At 53.7% G+C, this 22,333-nt stretch carries 20 protein-coding genes and 1 other RNA gene; 8 read left to right on the top strand and 13 right to left on the bottom strand.

What is annotated here, in order from left to right; genetic code table 11:
- Nucleotides 1-309: 309 nt before the first annotated feature.
- Together L3069_RS09300 and L3069_RS09295 are read right to left on the bottom strand one after the other, a co-directional pair.
- Nucleotides 310-1,038, bottom strand: coding sequence for a MerR family transcriptional regulator (locus L3069_RS09300; protein WP_038415914.1), 729 nt, complete (start codon nt 1,036-1,038; stop codon nt 310-312).
- Nucleotides 1,039-1,227: 189 nt separating this feature from the next.
- The gene (locus tag L3069_RS09295; protein ID WP_015570710.1) at nt 1,228-2,448 is read right to left on the bottom strand and encodes a diguanylate phosphodiesterase; all 1,221 of its coding nucleotides are present in this window, start codon (nt 2,446-2,448) and stop codon (nt 1,228-1,230) included.
- Nucleotides 2,449-2,787: 339 nt separating this feature from the next.
- Between L3069_RS09295 and ycgZ the strand changes: the two genes are divergently transcribed.
- From ycgZ to fdhF, 4 genes are all read left to right on the top strand, one after another.
- Nucleotides 2,788-3,027 (top strand): regulatory protein YcgZ, encoded by a 240-nt coding sequence (gene ycgZ / locus L3069_RS09290; protein ID WP_022647869.1) that lies wholly within the window; start codon nt 2,788-2,790, stop codon nt 3,025-3,027.
- A 4-nt stretch (nt 3,028-3,031) separates the two neighbouring features.
- Nucleotides 3,032-3,352, top strand: coding sequence for a hypothetical protein (locus tag L3069_RS09285; protein ID WP_038415913.1), 321 nt, complete (start codon nt 3,032-3,034; stop codon nt 3,350-3,352).
- 29 nt (nt 3,353-3,381) lie between these two features.
- A complete protein-coding gene (locus L3069_RS09280; protein ID WP_022647868.1) occupies nt 3,382-3,660 on the top strand; it encodes a biofilm/acid-resistance regulator YmgB/AriR in 279 nt (92 codons plus the stop codon).
- A gap of 193 nt (nt 3,661-3,853) precedes the next feature.
- Nucleotides 3,854-6,004, top strand: a complete 2,151-nt coding sequence (gene fdhF, locus L3069_RS09275) for a formate dehydrogenase subunit alpha (protein ID WP_032624379.1) — start codon at nt 3,854-3,856, stop codon at nt 6,002-6,004.
- 52 nt (nt 6,005-6,056) lie between these two features.
- On the opposite strand, the gene L3069_RS09270 is transcribed toward fdhF, so the two are convergent.
- From L3069_RS09270 to L3069_RS09245, 6 genes are read right to left on the bottom strand one after another with little or no spacing between them, the layout of a single operon-like run.
- Nucleotides 6,057-6,710 carry a LuxR C-terminal-related transcriptional regulator gene (locus L3069_RS09270; protein WP_038415911.1) on the bottom strand — a complete coding sequence of 218 codons (654 nt, stop codon included), beginning with the start codon at nt 6,708-6,710 and terminating at the stop codon, nt 6,057-6,059.
- A 41-nt stretch (nt 6,711-6,751) separates the two neighbouring features.
- A complete protein-coding gene (locus L3069_RS09265) occupies nt 6,752-7,264 on the bottom strand; it encodes a fimbrial protein (RefSeq protein ID WP_022647865.1) in 513 nt (170 codons plus the stop codon).
- Between the two features lie 11 nt (nt 7,265-7,275).
- Nucleotides 7,276-8,223: a fimbrial protein gene (locus tag L3069_RS09260; RefSeq protein ID WP_100167834.1), complete on the bottom strand. Its 948-nt coding sequence runs from the start codon at nt 8,221-8,223 to the stop codon at nt 7,276-7,278.
- A gap of 1 nt (nt 8,224) precedes the next feature.
- Nucleotides 8,225-10,768 (bottom strand): fimbria/pilus outer membrane usher protein, encoded by a 2,544-nt coding sequence (locus tag L3069_RS09255; RefSeq protein ID WP_126509628.1) that lies wholly within the window; start codon nt 10,766-10,768, stop codon nt 8,225-8,227.
- Between the two features lie 27 nt (nt 10,769-10,795).
- Nucleotides 10,796-11,473 carry a molecular chaperone gene (locus tag L3069_RS09250; RefSeq protein ID WP_022647862.1) on the bottom strand — a complete coding sequence of 226 codons (678 nt, stop codon included), beginning with the start codon at nt 11,471-11,473 and terminating at the stop codon, nt 10,796-10,798.
- 57 nt (nt 11,474-11,530) lie between these two features.
- Nucleotides 11,531-12,061 (bottom strand): fimbrial protein, encoded by a 531-nt coding sequence (locus tag L3069_RS09245; RefSeq protein ID WP_022647861.1) that lies wholly within the window; start codon nt 12,059-12,061, stop codon nt 11,531-11,533.
- 354 nt (nt 12,062-12,415) lie between these two features.
- On the opposite strand from L3069_RS09245, the gene L3069_RS09240 reads away from it, so the two are divergent.
- Together L3069_RS09240 and L3069_RS09235 are read left to right on the top strand one after the other, a co-directional pair.
- The gene (locus L3069_RS09240) at nt 12,416-13,075 is read left to right on the top strand and encodes a winged helix-turn-helix transcriptional regulator (RefSeq protein ID WP_022647860.1); all 660 of its coding nucleotides are present in this window, start codon (nt 12,416-12,418) and stop codon (nt 13,073-13,075) included.
- 77 nt (nt 13,076-13,152) lie between these two features.
- A complete protein-coding gene (locus L3069_RS09235) occupies nt 13,153-13,782 on the top strand; it encodes a helix-turn-helix domain-containing protein (RefSeq protein ID WP_038415908.1) in 630 nt (209 codons plus the stop codon).
- A 46-nt stretch (nt 13,783-13,828) separates the two neighbouring features.
- Here the strand turns inward: L3069_RS09235 and L3069_RS09230 are convergent, their stop codons facing one another.
- From L3069_RS09230 to L3069_RS09220, 3 genes are all read right to left on the bottom strand, one after another.
- Nucleotides 13,829-14,023 carry a YdiH family protein gene (locus L3069_RS09230; RefSeq protein ID WP_003857766.1) on the bottom strand — a complete coding sequence of 65 codons (195 nt, stop codon included), beginning with the start codon at nt 14,021-14,023 and terminating at the stop codon, nt 13,829-13,831.
- Nucleotides 14,024-14,108: 85 nt separating this feature from the next.
- Nucleotides 14,109-14,519 (bottom strand): 1,4-dihydroxy-2-naphthoyl-CoA hydrolase, encoded by a 411-nt coding sequence (gene menI, locus L3069_RS09225; RefSeq protein WP_022647858.1) that lies wholly within the window; start codon nt 14,517-14,519, stop codon nt 14,109-14,111.
- Complete coding sequence (locus L3069_RS09220) at nt 14,516-17,572, bottom strand: FAD-binding and (Fe-S)-binding domain-containing protein (RefSeq protein ID WP_038415907.1); 3,057 nt, start codon at nt 17,570-17,572, stop codon at nt 14,516-14,518. The genes menI and L3069_RS09220 overlap by 4 nt, the downstream gene beginning before the upstream one ends.
- Before the next feature lie 199 nt (nt 17,573-17,771).
- Here L3069_RS09220 and ydiK point away from each other — a divergent pair, with 199 nt between their 5' ends.
- Entirely contained in the window at nt 17,772-18,887 is a 1,116-nt protein-coding gene (gene ydiK, locus L3069_RS09215; protein WP_022647856.1) for an AI-2E family transporter YdiK, read from the top strand.
- A gap of 209 nt (nt 18,888-19,096) precedes the next feature.
- An RNA gene (rprA, locus tag L3069_RS09210) (antisense sRNA RprA) lies at nt 19,097-19,204 on the top strand.
- A gap of 186 nt (nt 19,205-19,390) precedes the next feature.
- Here the strand turns inward: rprA and L3069_RS09205 are convergent.
- On the bottom strand, nt 19,391-19,597 hold the full coding sequence (locus tag L3069_RS09205) for a hypothetical protein (protein ID WP_022647855.1): 207 nt from the start codon (nt 19,595-19,597) through the stop codon (nt 19,391-19,393).
- A gap of 358 nt (nt 19,598-19,955) precedes the next feature.
- Nucleotides 19,956-22,331, bottom strand: coding sequence for a glycoside hydrolase family 3 N-terminal domain-containing protein (locus L3069_RS09200; protein WP_038415906.1), 2,376 nt, complete (start codon nt 22,329-22,331; stop codon nt 19,956-19,958).
- Nucleotides 22,332-22,333 lie beyond the last annotated feature (2 nt).

The following is a 22,333-nucleotide window of genomic DNA, read 5'->3' as shown; positions in this document are numbered from 1 at the left end:
TCTGATAAGCCACCAGGGCATAACACCATGTTAGTGATAACGATTATCACTTCAACCCCCTGCGAGCAGGGGCTTTGGGCTAAACCGCCCTTTTTGGCTACTTTCATTAAGCATAGACCCTGTGACGGGATGCGGATGGGTGGGTTAGTTTTGTTCAATGCATTGATAAATAATGCATTTCATAAGAAAGGCGGTAAGGTGGCGGGCAATAATAAAAATTGTATTGAAAATACCTATTTTTAAGATAGCTATCTTCCAATAAGAAAGCGGACTCGAAAAGACAAAAAGGCCCTGACGGACCCCTTAACATCAGTGATGGAACGAGACGGCGAAACCCTGTTCACGCCAGTGGTCGAGCTGCTCCTGTTGACGAGGCGTAGGTGCTTTACCGGTCCAGACGAAAATTTTTTGTCCAGGGAAAAGTTCCGGACGTGGAGAATCAATCGGCTCAGCCAGCACGTCAATATGCCAGCCCTTATAGGCAAGACGGGCAGCTTCCAGCCATAAATGCGTACGGTCGTCGCACTCCCACCCAATCAGCAGCGCATCCTTACCTGCTTTTTTTCGCGACTCACCCAGGCTTGTAACGGCAAACTCAATCAGGACACCGTCGAGCAGGCTCGCCATGTGACGCACCGTATTCTGGTCCTGGTTCATTCGCTGACGCACAGGGGTGATGATGTTATCTATCAGAACATCCATCGCATGGTCGCGGCGGAACTCGCCGATTTTGGCGCGCAGTTTTGCCGGGCTGGCATAGCGCAGAACGGTTAACATCTCTTCCTGAAACGATGCCCAGTTCCCCTGAGTCATCACTTCTGTATTTTCAAGAAGCGCTTTTACTTTACCGACCGAAACACCCGTTTTCATCAGGCGTTTGATCTCTTCGATACGCAGGATATCTTCATCGTCAAACTGACGATGACCCCCTTCACTTCGCTGCGGCTTCAACAATCCATAACGGCGCTGCCAGGCACGCAGCGTAACGGGGTTGATACCGCATCGTTCGGCCACTTCGCCGATACTGTAATAGGCCATTAACTCCCTCACGCACAATACTTCCATACCTAACCAAACCAACCTTATCAGATTGTACAAATCATTTGTATAACTAACTCCTCGTTCTGAGACAAGTGAATGGCTCAAAGAACCACTCACTCGTTAATATATTGTTGTATAAATTTAGCCGTACGTACAGGTCACTTTTAACAGTTACGTACAGGTTTTTTATAAATCGTACTTTTTCTCGGGCCAGGCAATCGCCGGAATGCCCCCCAGACGCGGGCTGGCGAAAAGGTGACCCTGGAACTGAGAAATCCCGGCAGATTCCAGCCACATCCACTCTTCAGCCAGCTCTACGCCTACCGCACAGAACAGAATTTCCAGGGAGGCGCAGCATTTAATGATTGACTGAATGATTGCCTGACGCGGGCCGCTCTTGTGCACGTTAGCAATCAAATCACGGTTGATCTTGATTCTGTCCGGCTGGAACTGAGCCAGCAGTTGCAGACCGGCGAATCCCGCGCCAAAGTGATCGATGGCCACGCTGATCCCGGCGCTTTTAAGCTGTCTGACCGCGCTGGTGAACTCTTCGAAGCGCGAGATCGCCTCGCTCTCGGTGAACTCGACCACAATTTGCTCCGGCACAAAACCGTTCGCCTCAATTGCCGTCAGTAAAAAATCGACGGCGCCAGGAACATTGACCAGCGTCATCGGCAGCAGATTAATGGACAACGTTTGAGTCTGTAGGCCCAGCGCGCTGGCCATCGATAAAGCCACCTGTTTACTCTTCAGATCCGATTCGTACAGCGCCTCACGCGACAGGTTGGCAAAATAGCTTTCCGGGGACTCACCGGACGGCGTGCGGATCAGGGCTTCCCAGGAAACTACCTGCTGCATAAACGGATCGACGATAGGTTGAAATGCGAAACTACAGTCCGCGCCCTTTGCCACTACTGTCGGCTGGGAGGATAACGGCGTATTTTCGGTGACAAACTCCCAGGCGTCAGCCGGAGGCAGCTCAAAGTAGTTGGCTTTTTCAGTGGCCTCAACGAAGGTGCGGAAAAATTGCAGGGCGCGATCGTTATAGGTCAGCTGATAGCGCGTTGTGCCTTTATCGAGTACCTGTTGCAGCACTTCGTCGGTATCGTACTGACGAAGGTCAAAGAGCTCCATACCCACGTTGCCAAAACGTCTTGAAGGCCCGTGATCGCTTAACAATTCGACCACGTTGTGATGCCGTGGGTCACGGCAGATGAGCTCATAGATCTCCTTAACGTTATCAGCGGGCCCTTCAAGTAACTGAAAAAAGTGTGTGCCGTTAAACAGCAAAATCCCCGTCACATCGAACTGGCGATTTCTACAATTTGCAGCAGCGACCATGTCTTCCAGCGCTTTCACTGGAACGTCCTCGCAGATATGACTGCGGTAAATGATGGTTGTGAGCATGCTAATCCTGAAGATTGAGGGGGTGACCACGAAAACACGTGGGGAGAACTCTGTTATAGCACATTAATTTCCCAACAAATAATTTACATCTCAACGATTTACACGGCTTATTTGCGCCTTTCCCAAGCTTGTACAACTCTGCGACGCCGCTTTGGATTGTACAATATATTTTGTGAATCCCGCAGTAGATTGCACACATGTAAACGTCTGAAAAATAAACACTTTATAAAATATATTATAAAATATTTAAAAAATTGTACATTTTAAATGTACAGATTTGAAAATTATGTATACCTTAAATGTAACGTTACTGATTACAGAATTTTACAGGAGCGAAACATGCAGCAGAACGGATACGTCGCAGACTCAGCAACAGCGATTGCGCAGTACTTCGAAAAAGCCGCGCTTCCAACCCAACAGGAAACCCTGGGTCAGGTTGTTGTTGAAATCCTTAGCGATGGGCGGAATCTGAATCGCAAATCGCTCTGCACAAAACTGTTGAGTCGCCTTGAAAGGGCCAATGGTCCGGAAGAGGAACATCATTATCACCTGCTTCTTGGTCTGCTCTTCGAACGTTAATGTTATGAATAGCAGTGATGCGGACAGACTGATCGACCAGCTCATTGGAGAAGCCGCTCTTTCACTTTTGAAGGAGCGCGGTCCCGTGACGACCGAGGGATTGGTTCAGCGTCTGCGTAACATGCAAGCCTGTGAGACGGATCCCCAGCGGCGGGAGACATTAGCGAGGGTGATAGCTGAAATCAGCTCAGGCACGGTCGCTTTTAAAGGTCGCAGAACCGCACAAGGACGAATACAGAGAGAGGGATTTCTCAAAAATAATCGAGACAATGTAGTGCCGTTATTTGGAAATGGAAAACCGTCCGATCCCAAAAAGATGCATTGACTACAACTTTACAGCAACGGTGAGAACAAATGAGACAAAATATTCAGCTTCAACCCGAATACCACTCCGCCTTTTTAGATAGCGCGTTGTCGGAGTATTTCCGTCACGCAGGCGATCGCTTTGCTGAAGAGTCTGCCATTTTTTCGACTGCGGTTCGTTGTGTTCTCGCTTCTGAAGGTCATCTGACCAACAAAGCGATCATTCTCTGGCTGATCCAGACGCTGGAAACTACCGACGATGTCGTTAAGGCGGATGTGATCCGCAAGACGCTGGAAATTGTTGTCGGTTATACCATGGACGATCTTTAACGCCTCTCCCTTCCCATCCCTACGGATAGCGTGTCATCGTCAATACTGACGAACAGACTGACGATGACACACCCTCTCTTCCCTGACGCCCTGTTAATCAAGCACGCTGAATGTGGCATGGATCCTGCTTAGTCCGCTAAGGGACTGGGCTTTCCAGTAAACATTGCTTCATTTCTTAACAGGTCTGTTATTGATGAAAAAAATCGCCAGCGTCTGCCCTTACTGCGGTGCAGGCTGCAAACTAAACCTCGTTGTGAAAAATAACCGGATTATCCGTGCCGAAGCCGCTGATGGCGTAACCAATCAGGGCACGCTTTGCCTGAAAGGATTCTACGGCTGGGACTTTCTTAACGACACACGGCTGCTTACCCCCCGTCTGACGCAGCCCATGATCCGCTACAGCAAAGGCGAGTCCTTTACCCCTGTTACCTGGGAAGAGGCCATTCGCTATACTGCTCACAGGCTTAAAAGCATCAAAGATCAGTACGGCCCTCGATCCATTATGACCACGGGGTCCTCGCGGGGAACGGGCAATGAGACCAACTATGTGATGCAAAAATTTGCCCGTGCGGTGCTGAACACTAACAACGTCGACTGCTGCGCCCGCGTCTGTCACGGTCCGTCCGTTGCCGGTTTACAGGAGACCCTCGGCAACGGTGCCATGAGCAATTCCATTAACGATATTGAAAACTCAAAATGCCTGCTGGTGTTCGGCTATAACTGCGCCGACTCTCACCCCATCGTCGCCCGACGCGTGCTTAAAGCACGTGAAAATGGCGCAAAAATCATCGTCTGCGATCCGCGTCATATTGAAACGGCACGCATTGCCGATCTTCATCTTCAGTTGAAAAACGGCAGTAACATGGCGCTGGTCAATGCCTTTGGCTATGTCCTGCTTGAAGAGGAACTGTACGACAAAAACTACGTTGCCCGCTTCACAGAAGGGCTTGAGGCTTACCGACTGACGGTAAAAGATTACGCACCCGAGCAGGTTGAACATCTGACGGGCATTCCCGCGCGGGATGTTCGTCAGGCAATGCGCATGTTCGCGGCGGCGCCTTCAGCAACGGTAATGTGGGGAATGGGCGTTACGCAGTTTGGTCAGGCGGTTGATGTGGTGAAAGGTCTCTCCAGCCTGGCGCTGCTCACCGGCAACCTGGGCCGCCCTGCCGTCGGCGTAGGTCCGGTTCGCGGGCAAAATAACGTTCAGGGTGCCTGCGATATGGGCGTTTTGCCCAATATGTTCCCCGGCTACCAGGATGTCACTGACCCGGCGGTCAGACTGAAATTTGCCGATGCGTGGAAAATCAATGTCAGCCGGATGGACGATCGCGTCGGGACGCGTATCACCGAAGTGCCGCATCTCGCGCTGGAAGGTAAGATCAAAGCCTATTACATCATGGGGGAAGATCCGCTTCAGACAGAAGCCGATCTGGGCCTGGTCCGCCGCGGCTTTGAGTCCCTCGATTTTGTGGTGGTTCAGGACATCTTTATGACCAAAACGGCAGAGGTGGCTGACGTACTGCTCCCTGCCACGTCATGGGGAGAACATGCTGGCGTGTTCACCTGTGCCGATCGCGGCTTCCAGCGTTTTGGCAAGGCCATTGAGGCCAGCGGCAACGTCAAGCGCGACTGGGAGATCATCAGCCTGCTGGCCACGGAGATGGGCTATCCCATGCATTACGAGAATAACCAGCAGATCTGGGACGAAATGCGCGAGCTGTGCCCCCTCTTCTACGGCGTGACCTACGAAAAAATGGGCGAGATGGGCCATGTCCAGTGGCCCTGCCCAACCCTTGATCATCCCGGCACACCCTATCTGTACAGGGATAATCAGTTCGACACCCCCACTGGCAAAGGCCAGCTGTTTGCTGCCCCCTGGCGCGCTCCGGCCGAGACACCGGATACGGAATACCCGCTGGTACTTTGCACGGTGCGCGAAGTCGGTCACTACTCCTGTCGGTCAATGACCGGGAACTGCGCGGCGCTGCAAAGCCTGGCCGACGAGCCGGGCCGGGTGCAAATGAACCCGGCCGACGCTGATGAGCGTGGGATCGCCGACGGCCAATTGGTCTGGGTACGTTCACGCCGGGGTAAAGTGATCACGCGCGCCAGCATCAGCGAGCGCATCAATGCGGGAGCAATCTATATGACCTACCAGTGGTGGATTGGCGCCTGTAATGAGCTGACGCAGGATAATCTAGACCCGATCTCCAGAACGCCTGAAACGAAATATTGCGCCGTGCAGATGGAGGCGATCGAGGACCAGCGCTGGGCGGAGGATTTTGCGGCTTCTGCATACCAGACCATGAAGACGCGGTTGATCGCTGCGGTTAACGTTTAAATACATTGCCGGGTGGTGGCTATCACTGCCCGGCCAGCTATCCGCTGGCGTTTTACGCTATCTGTTCTGCATAATTATTTTCCAGGTAATCGCGAAGCAGGTTCGGACGGCTCTTTTTCTCCATCAGCCTTCTCAACAGTACGATCAGCTCGTAATCGCTTCGCAGATTAAATTTTTGCATCAGCATATATTTATGGGTAAAGACCGTTTTCTGACTCATCTCCAGCGCCTGAGCGGTCTGCACTACCGACAGCCCTCGGTAAAAATTGACCAGAATACGAATTTGTTGCCGGGATAACCCTTTATGCTGGCAGTCGAAGCAGTTATGTTTAGTCCATGTATAACCCGGTAATTGCGTCCTGAACCACGCGATAAACAGTACGCCACTGATACGATCAAGCGATGCACGGCGAGGGAGAGAAATAATGTCCTGAAAGCAGGAGGGTAACGCCGAAAAGCGCAGTTCATCGTCGACAAACCCTAGCACAATCCCTTTTTGCCGGGCGAGTAACTCGGGAAAACAGGTCAGTGTTTCACCCTGGCATAATGACAGGACAATAATATCGGCCTGACTGACGTTTTCATGGGTCAGCGCCAGGTTAAATGTGATGGCACGATGAAAGTTATGTTTAAAAAAATCCTCGAAAAATTTATGTAGCCCAGCCTGAAAAAATAGATCGGTTTCCTGAATCAGAATATTTAACATAGCTCATACCAACGTCTTTAAAAAAGGCATATCACCGGCGCTCAGTTGTACTGCATCGTCATCACCACAACTGCACTGATGCTTCCCGGCGTGACGCCACCCGTCACGGATTTGACCGAGGCCTGCATAGCCATTGTCGCGGTTCTGTCGGCACCAATAGTTTGAGTCATGCCAGAGCCTGTTCCTTTAAGCGTACCCGTTTGGGCATCGCGCATGGCTATCGCCACGTGCGTGGCCGAACCGCTGTTCATAAAATAGTCCGCGCCCGCCGCGGGATCGGGGCTGCCGGTAAAAGAGACGGTCACACTTTGCGTTCCCGTTGGGCACTGGGTGAACAGCAGACTAAATGGCACCGGATCCGATGTTGAGCCCGGCGTCGCCATATTGGTTGCCTGAATATTGCCCAGATTGACATCGAGGCTGTTACTCCCGCCATTAAATATGCACGGCGACGCAACGATATTTCCCGTCACACCGATGTTGACGCTATCAGCGGTGAAAGCCTTCCCGCTGAGTAAAGCCAGTAACAGCAGTGTCCCGTATATTATTTTCATCTTCGTACCTGCTACTGATAGGTCAAATTAAGGGTGGCGGAGGCATTTGCTGAACCTGACTCCACGCTGTTCAACGTCTGGTAATATCGGGCCGTTAACGGCAATGTCTCTTGCCCGCCGGCAGACTGCCGCAAGAATAGTCGGCTGTTCATCACCAGCGGCGCACCGTTATAGATAAGCTGCACCCCAACCCCTTTTGCGGTGCCGGCATTTCCCTGCCCGGTTAAGGCCATCACGCTGGTATTGGCGCTGTCCGGATTCTGTATTCCACTGAGCGAGACCGTAATATTGGTTCCGGCGGCGCAGGTTAAGCCCAGGTTTTGCGTATTCTGTGCTCCCGCTGGCGTGGTGCCCACCACGTTGCCGAACGCCGAGGCGGGGATATCCCCGATCGGAAACGTCAGCTGTGACGTATTCACCGTGCACGCCATGGCATTAATGGTTCCGGCGGTGAGCTGCGTGGTCAGGCCGTCACGATAGATGCCGTCGCTCCCCTGAAGCGTCACGACGCCGATCGCCCCCGGGGTTAACGCCCCCGATGAGACCGGGCCAGTCACCACCAGCTCAATCCTCCCGCCATACCAGTCGACATAGGAGGTCTGCGCATTGTACGAGAACGTATTGCTCGGGTTTTCAAAATAGGCGTTAGAGGAAAAGCGTATGCCTATCCCGCTGACGTTAGTGTTGTAAACATGATTGCCGTAGCTGCTCAACGTGGCGCTGTTGTAGCGCATGCTGAATCCCAGCATCAGCGGATTAGCACATCCAGTAAGATAGGAACCGGTGGCTGTCGCCGCGCCGGAAAAGACCACCGTGCCGACAGGCGCATCACGCTGCACGTTAATCGTCCCCACGGACAGGGTTGACAGCTGCGGCGTGATGGTGGTGCACGTACCGGCACGGGCGAGGTTTCCCGCCGCGAGCAAACAGAGAAGCAAAATCACGATAAGCCATTTCATGTTAACGTTCCTGACGGCAGGAGGCGCGCATGTCAGCGATCCCACCGAATGTTGAGTGTGTCGGCAGGCTGAAATCAGCGCGGCATTGCTGGCTGGGCTGACTCCCCCATGTCGCGACTAACGTCCCCTCCTCGCGCATACCGGTTAAATAAACCTGACCGCGATCGCCCACAATAAAACTGCTGCTCTCATCACCGACAAGGGTGACCACCGCCCCAAACGGAACGGCGCGTTCGTTGTCGGTCAAGGTCATCAGCACCCGGCGACCTGACTTCGGCAAATAATCGGCTCTCACCACCGCTCCCCGTGTCGGCGTTACCGTGCGGGTGTTGATCTCCAGTTCGACATCCTCCGGCATATTTTCCGGATCGAGAGTGAGATCGTTTTTTCGATAGACCGAAAGGTTGCTCACGACCGTATAACCGCGAACATCTGTCCGTACACCGGGCTGATTGCGGATATCCACGCCGTGGGCGCCAGGCGCTTTAATTAAGGCGTTGGTCTCCCCCAGCGGCTGAGAAAGCGTGATGCCATCAGCATGGGCGAGAATGCCGCCTTGTAGCCCGTAATTCAGGCGTTCACTGTTTTTGTCATAACCATACCCCGCCGTGGCTTCGCCATAGGTGCCTCTGTAGTCCGCGTTAACGCTGCCGGTATAGCCCACGCCCTCTGTGCCGTATCCCTGCTGCACGTTCCAGTTCAGGGCTCGGTTTTCGAGAGCCACCCCGTTCAGACCGATGCTGTGTGTCATCCCGTTATTCCTGCTGGCGTTCATGCCATAGTTCGCCCATGTCTGCGGCAAAAATTTATCCAGCGGAATGCTGATGTTGAACGCCAGAAGCTGGTCGTGATCAGCGTTTTTTTGGTTGTCGCGGGTTTCTGACGCTGAGCGGACATTTTTGCTGTAGGTCCATGTCAGGCCATAGCTGATGTTGTGCCAGTAGTTGCTATAGCCGACGCTCCACGAAGCCATCGACTTACCGTCATTCCAGTAATCTTCCTGCGCCGCACTGAGGGTAAGCGCGCCCAGGTTGTCCCCCAGCGTCTGGCTCATTGTCAGCTCGGCACGGTTACGTCGCCTGTCCTGAAGCGCGCTGCTGTCGCCGTACGAATCGAGGACCTCCTGCATCCCGTAATAGCCGCGGGTCGAGTAGCGATACCCGGCAATCGAAAAGTTCGTCCCGGTATTAATAAAATTCTTGCTGTATCGGGCCCGCCACGACTGACCGCTTGTTTTCGCGGCATGCTCCGGCGTTGACCAGCCCTGGGTGAGGTCTGCGGATATCGCCCCGAGAACGCCCATGTTCTTGCCCACCCCCAGAGCCGCCGACTGGTACTTATCTGCCCCCTGAACGCCGCCATAGAGCGTGAGGCCGTAAGGGAGGCCGTAGATTCCGGTCAGTTGCCCGAAGGGGGTTTTCTCCACGCTACGGTTATACGATCGATACTGCCCGGCGGTAAGGGCATATTTCAGGCGCCCCTCCCGTTGCAGGACCGGCAGCGAAGCGTACGGCAGGGTGAAATGTTGCTCACTGCCATCGGCTTCGACGATCGTGACTTCAAGATCGCCCGCGCCGCCGGTGGGATACATATCCGCGATCTCAAACGCGCCCGGCGCCACATAGCTTTGGTAGATTTGATAGCCATTCTGACGCACCACGACCTGCGCGTTAGTTCGCGCAATACCGCGCACCACCGGCGCATAGCCTTTCAGAGAATCCGGTAGCATGTCGTCGTCGGACGCCAGCTGGACGCCGCGAAAAGGCATGCTGTCAAAGACATCGGCAGGGGCGGAACTGTCTCCGAGCGTAAGCTGGGCTTGCAGGGGAATAATCGCGCGCTGCATCAAGGTATAGACATTGTCCCACTTATCCTGGCTGGACGCATCGCGGGACCAGGTGGTGTAGTTGCGTAACCGCCAGGGACCGACGTTGATCCCCGGTCGCAGGTTTGCATACTGACTGTCGCTGCGGGTGCCTGCCCCGCTTCTTGCCCGGCTGTTCGCGCCGCTCAGGCTGTAGTTGAGCATGGCCGCGGTAATGCCTTCATCCCACATCTCCGGCGGAACGTAACCTCTCGCTGGCAGATCTATGGCCGCCTGTGGGATGCTGATTGCCAGACGCTGGGCGCCAAACTGGAAGTCCGCGCTGGCCTGTGGAATCGCCTTGAGATCGGCGCATTCTCCTTGCCCGGCGTCGAGCTGCGGGAAAAGCGCCGTTTTCACGCCCCACGCTTTTAACTGCCTGATACTCAGGCACGGCTGCAACGTTTCACTGCCGTTAGCATCCTTCACTGCCATGAAACGAATATCCCGCGTTTCCAGCAGCCGCTCGTCAAGAATAATATCCACGTGGTACGTCCCGGGCGCCTGCGAGCGGGATTCAAAGGCAGATAAATCCGCTTTTCCCATTCCGGGATTATCCAGTTCTACCAGTTCCGTATTAAACGTCTCACTGGCCCACAGTGTGGGAGAGAAACCCGCAAGCGCGAGGGCAATGAATATTGCCAGGCGCGCAGGCTGCACTGTATTAAATGCCGTTGTCATGACGAGCACCCGATTAATGCAAAGGGATCACAAACTGGCCCGGTGTAATTCGCCAGGATTGCCATAATCGTTAATGACTTTAAACGTCAGCGTATTGCCATTGGTCCCATTCGGTAACGGGAAACGAACTGAGCCTGAAGGCATTACGTACGTGACATCATCAAGTTTTTTACCCCCGACCGTTATTTCATTGAAATTGATAACGTACGGCGTTGGGTTATTTACCTGCAGAGCATTTCCCGCACGATGCCAGGTTAATTTGTTGGTTTGTTCCTCAGGGGTAGACGCACGAAGGCTCTCTGGCCGATAAATAAGTTTAATGCGCGTTTTGACGGCAATTTGCAGCGAGTTCATCTGCTTTGAAGCTGATGGAATAGCTTTAATGTTCAGCCAGAATAAACTCTCCTGCCCCTGAGGCAGCGAGCCTGTCATGACAATACGCTCAAGGTTTTTTTGCCCGCCATCCAGCCGATACAGCGGAGGCGTAATAATAAAAGGCGCTTTACCGGATTGCCCATCCTGAACATCAATCCACGACTGGATTAAATAAGGAACGTCATCAGGATTGGTGATACTTATTGACGCTTCTTTTTTTGCCCCATCGAAAATAATGCGGGTGCCGCCAATAACTACTCCAGCACTGGCGGATGTTAACGTCAGCGATAACAGCGCCATCGCCAGGCCAGTTGTCGTTATAAAACGCATTTCAATACCTCATAAAACAAGGGGCCGGGAAGCCCCCTGCTAATTACTGCCAATGACTTAGTTGTAAACCACTGAGAAGTTCGCGACCGAGTTAGCCGGGCCCGCGGTCACGGACGCTGCGGTGGAGATATACTGCGCGTAGAAGTTCAGTGTATTATCAGCCGTACTGCTGAGCGCGTAGGTATAGCTGTTGCTGCCGTACAGCGGCAGATCGGCTTTATCTGCAGTCATCAGGTTAATCGCTACCCCTGTGGCCGCCCCCGCCACGGACGTATCAATCGCCAGCAGGCTGGCGTTGGTTAAATCCGGCGTACCGTCAAAACGGACTTTTGCATTAGTGACCGTCACAGGACAGTTTTTCAAAATAATATTAAACTGCGTCGCAGCCGTTCTGGCTCCCGCCGTCGGGAATTCCGTTTTATAATAATCGCCCAATACCACCACCTGGTTCTGAGATGCCACATCTACGTCGCAGGCAGAATCCAGAATATTTCCGTTAAAATTAACGGTACCTGCCGCTGCAAATGCATTGGTCATGGTGAGTACAGAACCTGCCGCTAACATTGCCATCATCAATTTTTTATTCATAATTCTCTTTCCTGTATTACTTTATTTATTACCGATATTCAGTTGCAGAAATAAAACCCCTTTCGACGAATCAAAATTTATACAACTCTTTTTCTACGCACAATCGATTTTAGGGTCTAGCTGTAGACTCTCTTTTAACAAAAACAAAACAAATCACTTTGGAAATATCTTAACAATAAAGTCCCCGGTCTACTTTTAGACCTAAGTCAAAAATGTTTCAAATTCAACTAATTAACACTCATTAATACGCAAGTCTATAATTAGACTCGACGAAAATATTCCCTGACTAACTGTTTTTTAAGATAATTCTTTATGTCGATCAAAAAATGATCGCATCAGTGTATGAGGCCTCTTATGAACACCCGTATTGCGCCCGTTTCAGGCAATGAAATAACAACAGTGCTTGGCGCCAAGCCTCTTAAGCACATTGAAAAAATAATCGATAATGTTTTGCCGCATACGGAAAGATGCATCATGGCTAAAGGTGAAGTCATCCATTATTATTCCGGTGATATCCGCCAGTGCTTTTTACTGTTACATGGCAGCGTGGCATTGCATCGTCGAGGTGACGGTATCGTCTTAAATTCCGAATCCGCACCTTTTATACTCGGCGTGAGCAGCCAGTTTTCTTCTGAGCACCTCTACGTCAGAGCGCTGGAAACTTCAGAGGTGGCTAGCGTTACGCTGGAGCGTTTTAATCACGTAGTCGCACAACAGAATTTATGGGAGTCCTTCTCGAACCTGCTGATCTATACCGCATCGCGCGTTTACGAACATTGTGCCCAGATATCGCAGATGTCGGCTTACGACATTATCCGCTTTCAGCTGGTAGAACTGATGCAGGAGCCGGAAGCCATAAGACAGAGCATTACCGCCGCAGCCTATATCAAAAGCCGCACCTATCTTTCACGCAGCGGCATTATGCGGATCCTGGCGGAGTTGCGGACGGGGAAATACATCACTATGGAGCGCGGCGTGCTAATCGAGATCCATCACTTACCCCGCAAGTACTGAGGCTGTTTTTATCTCTGGAGAAGGTGGAAAATAAGAGCGACACTATAGAAAGTACAGTCTCTTTCCAGGTTAACGCTATGTCTTCTGACAAACCATCGCATCGCGGCTCTCCCTATGCCCAGGAACTGATTTCCCACTTACAGCCGCACTGCACCACGCATAAAACCGATCCCGGTGAGCAACTTGATCTCCAGGTTAACGGGCAGAGTATGTGTTATTTAATTCTCGAGGGCACAATCGCGATATACAGAAGAAGCGACGACATGATGCTTACCACCGCGCGCAGTCCCGCCCTGTTTGGTCTCGCTAATCTGACGGACATATATTTTAACGATTATCTCAAAACGGTGACGCCATGCCTGATCGGCGTGCTAGCAACCGATCGGGTGGCAGAAGTTATCAAAGAGAAGGCGTTATGGGGGCTGCTTTCTAATCATCTGATGTTTGTCTATAACCGCCTTTATCACAACGTCATGCCGAAAGGTGCGCCAACGGCTTACGAGATGATTCGTCAGCAGCTCATGATGCTGATGCAGGAAGATGACAACTACCGACGCAGCGTGACGGCGGAAAGGTACATCCGGGATAAAACCCGGCTTTCCCGCAGCGGCGTAATGCGGATACTGGCTGACCTGAAAACGGGCGGGTTCATCGAAATGGAAGAAGGCCGGCTCATTAAAATTAACAAACTGCCTGCCAAATACTGAGTTTCAGACACAAAAAAGGCCGCGCGGGCGGCCTTTTCTTCACTGCTCAATGGACGTGAACGCCCAACCGCCAGGCAAAGTAGATCTCTTCTTTCAGCTCGTTTGAAGAGAGCGCCAGCAAATCCGTAAATTCCAGCTCAAGTTGTTTCAGCTTTTTCAGGTACTGCGCCGGAGACAGATTGCTTTTATCGCGACGTAAATATTCAATTGCCAGCTGTGTTGGGGTTATTTCAGTATCCATGATGTCCTCGCTTATGTTCAAAACGTGACCAGTATATCACAATCAGACGGCTAATTTTTGACCAAAAGCAAGACATTCGGAAACTTTACACAACGGCCGTCGTCAGTCTGGATGAACAACACAGGCGATCCTGCTCGTCCAGAATATCAATCTGCCACACCTGATGACGACTTCCGGCGTGCAGTGCGCGGCAAACACCGCGCACGCGCCCGCTGCGAACGGAGCGGATGTGGTTGGCATTGACCTCCAGCCCGACCACCTTCTGCTCCCCTTCCGTACACAGGTAACCCGCGACCGACCCCAGCGTTTCGGCCAGCACGACGGACGCACCGCCGTGCAGCAGGCCAAACGGTTGATGAGTACGGCTGTCTACTGGCATCGTCGCTTCAAGTTCGGTATCGCCAATGCGCGTAAACTGGATATCCAGCAAACCGACCATGTTTTCTGCACCCATAGCATTTAAGGCCTGCAGAGTGACCGCACGTTTCCAGATCATCCGATAATCTCCAGTAAAGCCTGCAAGGGATGGCGAACGCCGTTACCTTCCACCCGTTTCACCTGGCTGCGGCAGGAGTAGCCCGTCGCCAGACAGCGGTTACGCGGCAGGCGCTGCATTGCCTGGTGCCACGACAGCTCGTAAATGCCGAGCGAGTTAGCGTGGTTTTTGACTTCATGACCGTAGGTTCCGGCCATACCGCAGCAGCCCACGCTGACGCTTTCCAGCTTCGCGCCAAAGCGCGCGAAGATAGAAGCCCATTGGGCAGGCGCCGTCGGCAGCGCGGTCACTTCGGTACAGTGCCCAAACAGGTACCAGGATTCTCCGCTGACCTCCTGAGGGGCCGTTTGCTTCAGCACCGCAGGCAGCCACTCATGCACCAGTAAGACCTGAAAATCACCACGCTTATCGCCGAGCGTCTGCTTATATTCATCCCGGTAACAGAGCACCAGCGCCGGATCGACGCCCACCATTGGCATATCGAGCTGCGCCACGCGATTCAGGAAATCTGAAGTTTTCTGCGCGGTTTTCGCGAAGCGGGTCAGGAAACCTTTAATGTGCTGCGCCTTGCCGTTCGGCGAGAACGGCAGTACCACCGGCTGGTAGCCAATTTTCTCTGCCAGACGGACAAAATCAGCCACCACCTGCGCATCGTAATAGCTGGTAAACGGATCCTGCACCACCAGCACCACCTTCGCTTTCTGCTCAGGGCTTAATGCTTCCAGTTGTTCCAGGGTCATGTTCGCCGAGCGGTGCCCCACCAGCCGACGCTGGAGCGATGGCACCGACAGCAGCGGCAGATCCACCATGCCGATATGTTTTTCAGACAGTTTGCGCACCAGCGGCTGATTGATAAAGAAGTTAAAGGTTTTTGGCGCACGAGCCATTAGCGGCGCGTAATTCTCCACCGTTGCCACCAGATGATCGCGCATCGGGCGCAGATAACGCGTGTGGTACAGCTGGAGGAAGCGGGAACGGAATTCCGGCACATCAATTTTAATCGGGCACTGGGTTGAACACGCCTTGCACGCCAGGCAGCCGGACATCGCCTCTTTCACCTCATGCGAGAAATCGTATTCGCCTTTATTCGCATGCCAGCTGTTGCGGGTCCGTTCGATGAGCCCGCGCAGGCTGGCGCGTTTTTCCGGCAGCTCCTGTTCCAGCTTGAGCGGGTCAATGCCGCGGTCGGCCAGCAGGCGCAGCCATTCGCGCACCAGCGTCGCACGTCCTTTTGGGGAGTGGATGCGGTTGCTGGTGATTTTCATCGACGGACACATCGGGCTTTTCACATCGAAGTTGAAGCACAGCCCGTTGCCGTTGCACTCCATCGCGCCGCGCCAGGAAGCGCGAACCGCAATCGGAATTTGTCGGTCATAGGTGCCGCGCTTGACGGCGTCTACCTGCAACATCGGCGCATCAACGCCCTCTGGCGGGCAGATTTTACCCGGGTTAAGACGGTTCTCAGGATCAAAAGCGGCTTTCACCTTACGCAGCTCGGCGTAGAGTTGTTCGCCAAAAAACGCCGGGCTGTACTCGGCGCGGAATCCTTTGCCATGCTCTCCCCATAACAAACCGCCATATTTGGCCGTAAGGGCCACGACCTCGTCGGAGATCTCCTTCATCAGGATCTCCTGCTGCGGATCACACATGTCCAGCGCCGGGCGCACGTGTAGCACACCCGCGTCAACGTGCCCGAACATGCCATAGCTCAGACCATGGCTGTCGAGCAACGCACGAAACTCCACAATATAATCCGCCAGATGCTCCGGCGGCACGCAGGTATCTTCCGCAAATGGAATCGGCTTCGCCGCCCCTTTCGCGTTACCGAGCAGCCCCACCGCCTTTTTACGCATCGCGTAGATTCGCTCGATGCCGGAGAGGTCGTTACACAGCTGCCAGCCAATAACGCCGCCCTCACCCTGTGCAATCAACTCGTCCAGACGCTGGCAGAGCGTGCTCACCTGGCTCTCAATCAGCTCTGCGTCATCCCCGGCGAACTCGACGATGTTCAGACCGAGCATCTCTTTATCCGGCACGTCGGTAATCAGTTCGCTCACCGAATGCCAGACAATATCTTCCCGGGCCAGGTTCAGTACTTTTGAATCAACGGTTTCCACCGACAGCGCCCGCGCCTCCACCATAAACGGGGCATTACGCAGCGCGGAGTCAAAGGAGTTGTATTTGACGTTCACCAGACGGCGCACCTTCGGCAGCGGGGTGATATCCAGACGCGCTTCGGTGATAAAGGCCAGCGTACCTTCTGACCCGGTCAGTACGCGGGTAAGATCGAACTGGCTCAGATCGTCATTAAAGACATGGCGCAGATCGTAGCCCGTCAGGAAGCGATTGAGCTTCGGGAATTTGTCGAGGATCAGTTCGCGATTTTCGCGGCAGCGCTCCAGCACGGTGCGATAAATCCGTCCGCTGGTGGTGCTCTCTTTTGCCAGCGTTTCAGCCAGTTCGACCGGCAACGGCTGGGTATCGAGAATATCGCCCCCCAGCAGCACCGCCCGCACACCCATGACGTGATCGGAGGTTTTGCCGTAGACCAGCGAGCCCTGCCCTGAGGCATCGGTGTTGATCATCCCGCCAAGGGTTGCGCGGTTACTGGTGGAAAGCTCGGGCGCAAAAAAATAGCCATACGGTTTTAAAAACTGATTCAGCTGATCTTTGATTACCCCCGCTTCCACACGCACCCACCCCTCTTCCGGGTTGATCTCAATGATGCGATTCATATAGCGGGACATATCAACGATGATGCCCTGGTTCAGCGCCTGCCCATTGGTGCCCGTCCCGCCGCCGCGCGGGGTAAAGACCAGGGAGCTGAAACGCTCCTGCGACGCCAGACGGGCGATGAGGGCCACATCGGCGGTAGAGCGCGGGAAAACGACGGCATCGGGAAGAAGCTGGTAAATACTGTTATCGGTTGCCATCGTCAGCCTGTCGGCATAATCGGTGGCGGTATCACCTGTAAAACCCTGTTGCTCCAGTGCCTGCAAAAAATTAAGCACCAGTTGAACGACGCCCGGTGCCTGAGAAATCTGTGGGATCATTGCTGTCGACCCTAATGAGAATAGTGTGAAATCGTTTGCGTTGTGTCTGGAAAGTTTTATCACATTTTTTTCTTATGTGCTTCGTAGAATTACGGGCAAAATCCGCCTGTCAAAAATCGCTGAAATCACTAATGATTAGAGAGATGCGGTTTATATTCCCATCAGCCTTGCTGGTGTTCATTTAAGGAAAGTTTCGTTTATGGTCAATCTTCGTCAGCCCAGGGATGTCGCACAGATACTGCTGTCGGTGCTGTTCTTAGCCATTATGATTATTGCGTGTCTGTGGATTGTTCGTCCTTTCGTGCTCGGATTTGCCTGGGCCGCGACCGTCGTGGTCGCAACCTGGCCTTTACTCTTACGTTTGCAGAAACTGCTGTTTGGTCGCCGCGGCCTTGCCGTGCTGGTGATGACGCTGCTGCTGTTCCTGCTGTTTATTATTCCCATTGCGCTGCTGGTTAACAGCCTGGTTGACAGCAGCGGCCCGGTTATTCGCGCGGTCACCAGCGGTGACATGACGCTGCCGGATCTCGCGTGGCTGAACAGCATTCCTGTTGTGGGCGCAAAACTATACAGCGGCTGGCACAGCCTGCTGGAGATGGGCGGTAGCGCCCTGATGGCCAAAGTGCGCCCGTACATCGGTACAACCACCACCTGGTTTGTCGGGCAGGCTGCGCATATTGGTCGCTTCATGATGCACTGTACGTTGATGCTGGTCTTCAGCGCCCTGCTGTACTGGCGCGGCGAGCAGGTTGCGCTGGGGGTACGCCATTTCGCCACCCGGCTGGCAGGTAAACGCGGCGATGCGGCCGTGCTGCTGGCAGCCCAGGCCGTTCGCGCGGTGGCGCTCGGCGTGGTGGTCACAGCGCTGGTGCAGGCGGTGCTTGGCGGTATCGGGCTGGCGGTTTCCGGCGTACCTTATGCCACCATTTTCACCGTTGTCATGCTGATGACCTGTCTGGCACAGCTTGGTCCGCTGCTGGTGCTGGTTCCCTGCATTATCTGGCTTTACTGGACGGGGGACACGACCTGGGGCACGGTGCTGCTGGTCTGGAGTTGCGTGGTGGGCACCATGGATAACGTGATTCGTCCTCTCCTCATCCGCATGGGCGCTGATCTGCCGCTGATTCTGATCCTGTCCGGGGTGATCGGGGGGTTGATTGCCTTCGGCATGATTGGCCTGTTTATCGGTCCGGTGCTGCTTGCGGTAACCTGGCGTCTCTTCTCTGCCTGGGTGCATGAAGTGCCGCCACCCGGAACCGATCCGGACCTCATCTTAAGCGAACTTGAAGAGCTGGAAGATAAGAACGCGCAATAATAACCTTTGCCGGGTGGCGCTAACGCTTACCCGGCCTACACTCTTCGCAGGAATACTTAAACGTTGCTAAACTATTTATTCTCTGCGCACTGGTCAGACCCGCCTTTTCATGCCTAAAACCGTCATTCTCTTCAAGAAATCTTTACCTCCCTTTAACTATTGAGACGAATCCGATCGACTCATAAAGTTGGCATGCCTACTATTAAGACACGGTTATAAATCAACACCTTGATTTATAAGCATGGAAATCCCCTGAGTGAAACAACGAATTGCTGTGTGTAGTCTTTGCCCATCTCCCACGATGGGCTTTTTTTTTATTTACCTTATGCTGAGCGCACAGGATATAGGCGTGTTTTAAACAAAAAAACCGTTCATTACAGACGGATGAATAGCGATGAAAGAGTTTTACTGTTTAGTTCCATACGTCATAAGCATATGCCATTTCACTATCAACTGAATATCTTTCTCGTACCAACAGCCAATTGGCGTTCCTAAAAACGCCATCATTTAGCTTTATCTTTTATACTTTTTTCAACCTGAGCATGAAGATTCATGCAGTTTATATACCCTTCTCTACGCGCTGCGTTGACTTCCGTAGCGTGTCTTAACTCCATTGCTAACAACTTATCTTCCATGACAGAAAGGCGATAAATCAGGGCGCACACAATCATTAAAAGAATAATGAATAACACCGAAATATCTACAACCACTTAACCTCTCCAGTTACTTATTGAATCCTGAGTTCTGACGCTATGCACAGTAGTTCTTCGTTTTCCCTGCATTGCGTTGTCATGTAGCCGTTGCACAGGGAACTTAAATCAGACAGAGTCCGTATATTCATTTAAATTTCATCTTTTATAGCTCATCAAACCTATCAGGCTATCTGGCGCAGTCCTGCAACCAGCAGACGGTGAGGAGTAGCTATATCAGTTCCAGGCTCAGAGCAAGGCGGCTAAGACTATTCTTATGCGAACTATTTTTTTAAGTTATTAGTGCTTTGTAAGTTCATTTTCCTCTTTTGATTGCTTGAAAGAGGACTCGCCTTTGTGGCCAGGCGAGTCCTGAATATTAATTTTTACAAATTTCACTCCTACTCAACATCTGCCATTCCCCCTCCAGCACCCGCGTCTCCCCGGTCACCTGCACGTTCACCACCTCGCGTATATCCGCCGAGGACGCGCCAACCTGTAGCTCAAATTCCCCTGGCTCGACAATCCGCTTCCCGTCCCGGCGGGTGAAATTAAACATCTCCACCGGCAAGGTAAAGGTCAGGGTGGCGTTTTCTCCCGGTGAAAGCGTAACGCGTTGAAACGCTTTCAGCTCCTGAAGCGGACGAACCTGCGTCGCGACTTTGTCACGCACGTACACCTGTATTACTTCGCTGCCGCTGCGCTCCCCGATGTTGCTGACATCGACGCTTAACACCACCTCTCCGTCGACCGGGACGTGGCTTTCAGCGAGACGCGCCGCACTCCAGCGAAACTGCGTCCAGCCAAGACCGTAACCGAACGGGTAAAGTGCGCCGAAATGGAACGCAAACGGCGTGCCGCCGCTTTTCAGCTTGTGGTTATAGTAGTACGGCATCGCCCCGGCGTTTTTCGGCACGCTGACTACCAGCCTGCCCTGCGGCTCCGCGCGGCCGGTTAAGATATCGGCAATCGCCCAGCCCCCTTCCTGCCCCGGCGCCCAGGCCATCATCAGCGCGGCCACCTTCTCTTCCAGCCCCTGAAGGTTATAAGGACGCCCGCCCGTCATGACGACAATTACCGGCTTGCCGGTTGCCACCAGCTCCTCAAGCAGCTGTTGCTGCACGCCCGGCAGATTCAGCGAATCGGTATCCGATCCTTCCCCCACGGTGCCGCTCTGGAATAGCCCGGCGAGGTCGCCCACGCAGGCCACCACCACGTCACTCTCTTTTGCCGCGCTCACGGCTTCGGGGATCAAATCCGTGCGTTGTGAAACCGGCGATTGCTGCATCGGTTTACCGCCGCTGTCGCCCGGGAACACCGGCGCACCCGCCATCCGTTTTTCGATAATGTGGCACCCTTTGGCGTAACGTATCTGCGATGCACCAAGGTACTGTTCCAGCGCCGCGCGCGGGGTTGTCACCTGCGAGGTCTCTTCAACCATATCGCTGATGATCAGGTGAACCGGGAAGCTGTAGCCGCTCAGCAACGCCAGCGGATCGTCCGCCGTCGGCCCCACTACCGCTACACGGGGTTTTCCGCCGAGGGGCAAAATGCCGTTATTTTCCAGCAGCGTGATCGATTTTGTTGCCACCTCGCGCGCCACCTGCCGGGTCGCCTCATTCTGCAAATCGATACCTTTTTCGTCGGCGTACGGTTTTTCAAACAGCCCGAGACGGAATTTTTCACTTAGCACGCGCGCCACAATCTCATCCACTTTCGCCATTGAGATAAGCCCACGCTCTACCGCTTCCGCCAGATGACGCGCGCAGTCATCCTTCGGCAATTCCACGTCCAGCCCGGCGTTAAACGCCAGCGCCGCCGATTCTGCTGGATCGTGAGAAATCCCATGGTGCTGGTGCAGCAGGCTGACGCCGCCGTAATCCGCGACAATAATGCCGTCGAAGCCCCACTGTTCACGCAGCACGGTGGTGAGCAGGAAATGGTCGCTGTGCCCTGGCTGATTATCGATGTCATGATAGGCTGGCATCACCGAACCGGCGTTGGCCAGCTTCACCGCCATCTCAAACGGCAGCAGGAAGGTATCGTTTAGCTCGCTGAAACCCAGATGGACCGGCGCATGGTTGCGCGCCCCTTCGCTGAAGGAGTGCCCCACGTAATGTTTCAGGGTCGCCAGCAGATCGCGCTTATCGCCCTGCAACCCCTTCACGTACGCCGTCGCCATCACCCCTACCAGCCACGGATCTTCCCCAAAGGTCTCTTCCGTCCGTCCCCAGCGCACATCGCGCGAGACATCCAGCACCGGGGCCAGCCCCTGCTGGCACCCGACAGACCGGGCCTCGTTGCCAATATGCTCCGCCGCGCGCTGCACCAGCGCCGGGTCCCAGGTGGAACCGTAGTTCAGCGACGACGGGAACAGGGTTGCATCTTTGCACAGCAGCCCCACCAGACACTCCTCATGAAACAGCGCCGGAATGCCGAGCCGGGTCTCCTCCATCATCATACGTTGCAGGCGGTTAGCGGCACGCACGCCGGTTTTTGCATCAACAATGTGCGTGCCGAGCGGACGGGTGATCTGCCCGACGCCCAGCTTCAGCCTTTCGCTGAGGGACGCCTGTTCGCTCACGCCGGCGAACTCATCGCTCAAATCGCTGCGCTCGCGGTGGCTGCCGTGTTCATCGAGGATCAGCCAGTACGCGTGCATCTGGGCAAATTTCTCTTCCGGCGTCATACGCGCCAGTAAATCAGCGACACGCTCGTGTACGGGACGTCCCGCGTCCTTGTAGATCACAGTCATGG

The sequence above is a fragment of the Enterobacter cloacae complex sp. ECL411 genome (assembly GCF_021869665.1).
Lineage (GTDB): Bacteria > Pseudomonadota > Gammaproteobacteria > Enterobacterales > Enterobacteriaceae > Enterobacter > Enterobacter intestinihominis.
This window is presented reverse-complemented; position numbering and strand designations above follow the sequence as displayed.

Bases quoted from the DNA above. Each gene is read 5' to 3' on its own strand.
- L3069_RS09300 (WP_038415914.1), bottom strand. From the start codon at position 1,038: ATGGCCTATTACAGTATCGGCGAAGTGGCCGAACGATGCGGTATCAAC.
- L3069_RS09295 (WP_015570710.1), bottom strand. From the start codon at position 2,448: ATGCTCACAACCATCATTTACCGCAGTCATATCTGCGAGGACGTTCCA.
- ycgZ (WP_022647869.1), top strand. From the start codon at position 2,788: ATGCAGCAGAACGGATACGTCGCAGACTCAGCAACAGCGATTGCGCAG.
- L3069_RS09285 (WP_038415913.1), top strand. From the start codon at position 3,032: ATGAATAGCAGTGATGCGGACAGACTGATCGACCAGCTCATTGGAGAA.
- L3069_RS09280 (WP_022647868.1), top strand. From the start codon at position 3,382: ATGAGACAAAATATTCAGCTTCAACCCGAATACCACTCCGCCTTTTTA.
- fdhF (WP_032624379.1), top strand. From the start codon at position 3,854: ATGAAAAAAATCGCCAGCGTCTGCCCTTACTGCGGTGCAGGCTGCAAA.
- L3069_RS09270 (WP_038415911.1), bottom strand. From the start codon at position 6,710: ATGTTAAATATTCTGATTCAGGAAACCGATCTATTTTTTCAGGCTGGG.
- L3069_RS09265 (WP_022647865.1), bottom strand. From the start codon at position 7,264: ATGAAAATAATATACGGGACACTGCTGTTACTGGCTTTACTCAGCGGG.
- L3069_RS09260 (WP_100167834.1), bottom strand. From the start codon at position 8,223: ATGAAATGGCTTATCGTGATTTTGCTTCTCTGTTTGCTCGCGGCGGGA.
- L3069_RS09255 (WP_126509628.1), bottom strand. From the start codon at position 10,768: ATGACAACGGCATTTAATACAGTGCAGCCTGCGCGCCTGGCAATATTC.
- L3069_RS09250 (WP_022647862.1), bottom strand. From the start codon at position 11,473: ATGCGTTTTATAACGACAACTGGCCTGGCGATGGCGCTGTTATCGCTG.
- L3069_RS09245 (WP_022647861.1), bottom strand. From the start codon at position 12,061: ATGAATAAAAAATTGATGATGGCAATGTTAGCGGCAGGTTCTGTACTC.
- L3069_RS09240 (WP_022647860.1), top strand. From the start codon at position 12,416: ATGAACACCCGTATTGCGCCCGTTTCAGGCAATGAAATAACAACAGTG.
- L3069_RS09235 (WP_038415908.1), top strand. From the start codon at position 13,153: ATGTCTTCTGACAAACCATCGCATCGCGGCTCTCCCTATGCCCAGGAA.
- L3069_RS09230 (WP_003857766.1), bottom strand. From the start codon at position 14,023: ATGGATACTGAAATAACCCCAACACAGCTGGCAATTGAATATTTACGT.
- menI (WP_022647858.1), bottom strand. From the start codon at position 14,519: ATGATCTGGAAACGTGCGGTCACTCTGCAGGCCTTAAATGCTATGGGT.
- L3069_RS09220 (WP_038415907.1), bottom strand. From the start codon at position 17,572: ATGATCCCACAGATTTCTCAGGCACCGGGCGTCGTTCAACTGGTGCTT.
- ydiK (WP_022647856.1), top strand. From the start codon at position 17,772: ATGGTCAATCTTCGTCAGCCCAGGGATGTCGCACAGATACTGCTGTCG.
- L3069_RS09200 (WP_038415906.1), bottom strand. From the start codon at position 22,331: ATGACTGTGATCTACAAGGACGCGGGACGTCCCGTACACGAGCGTGTC.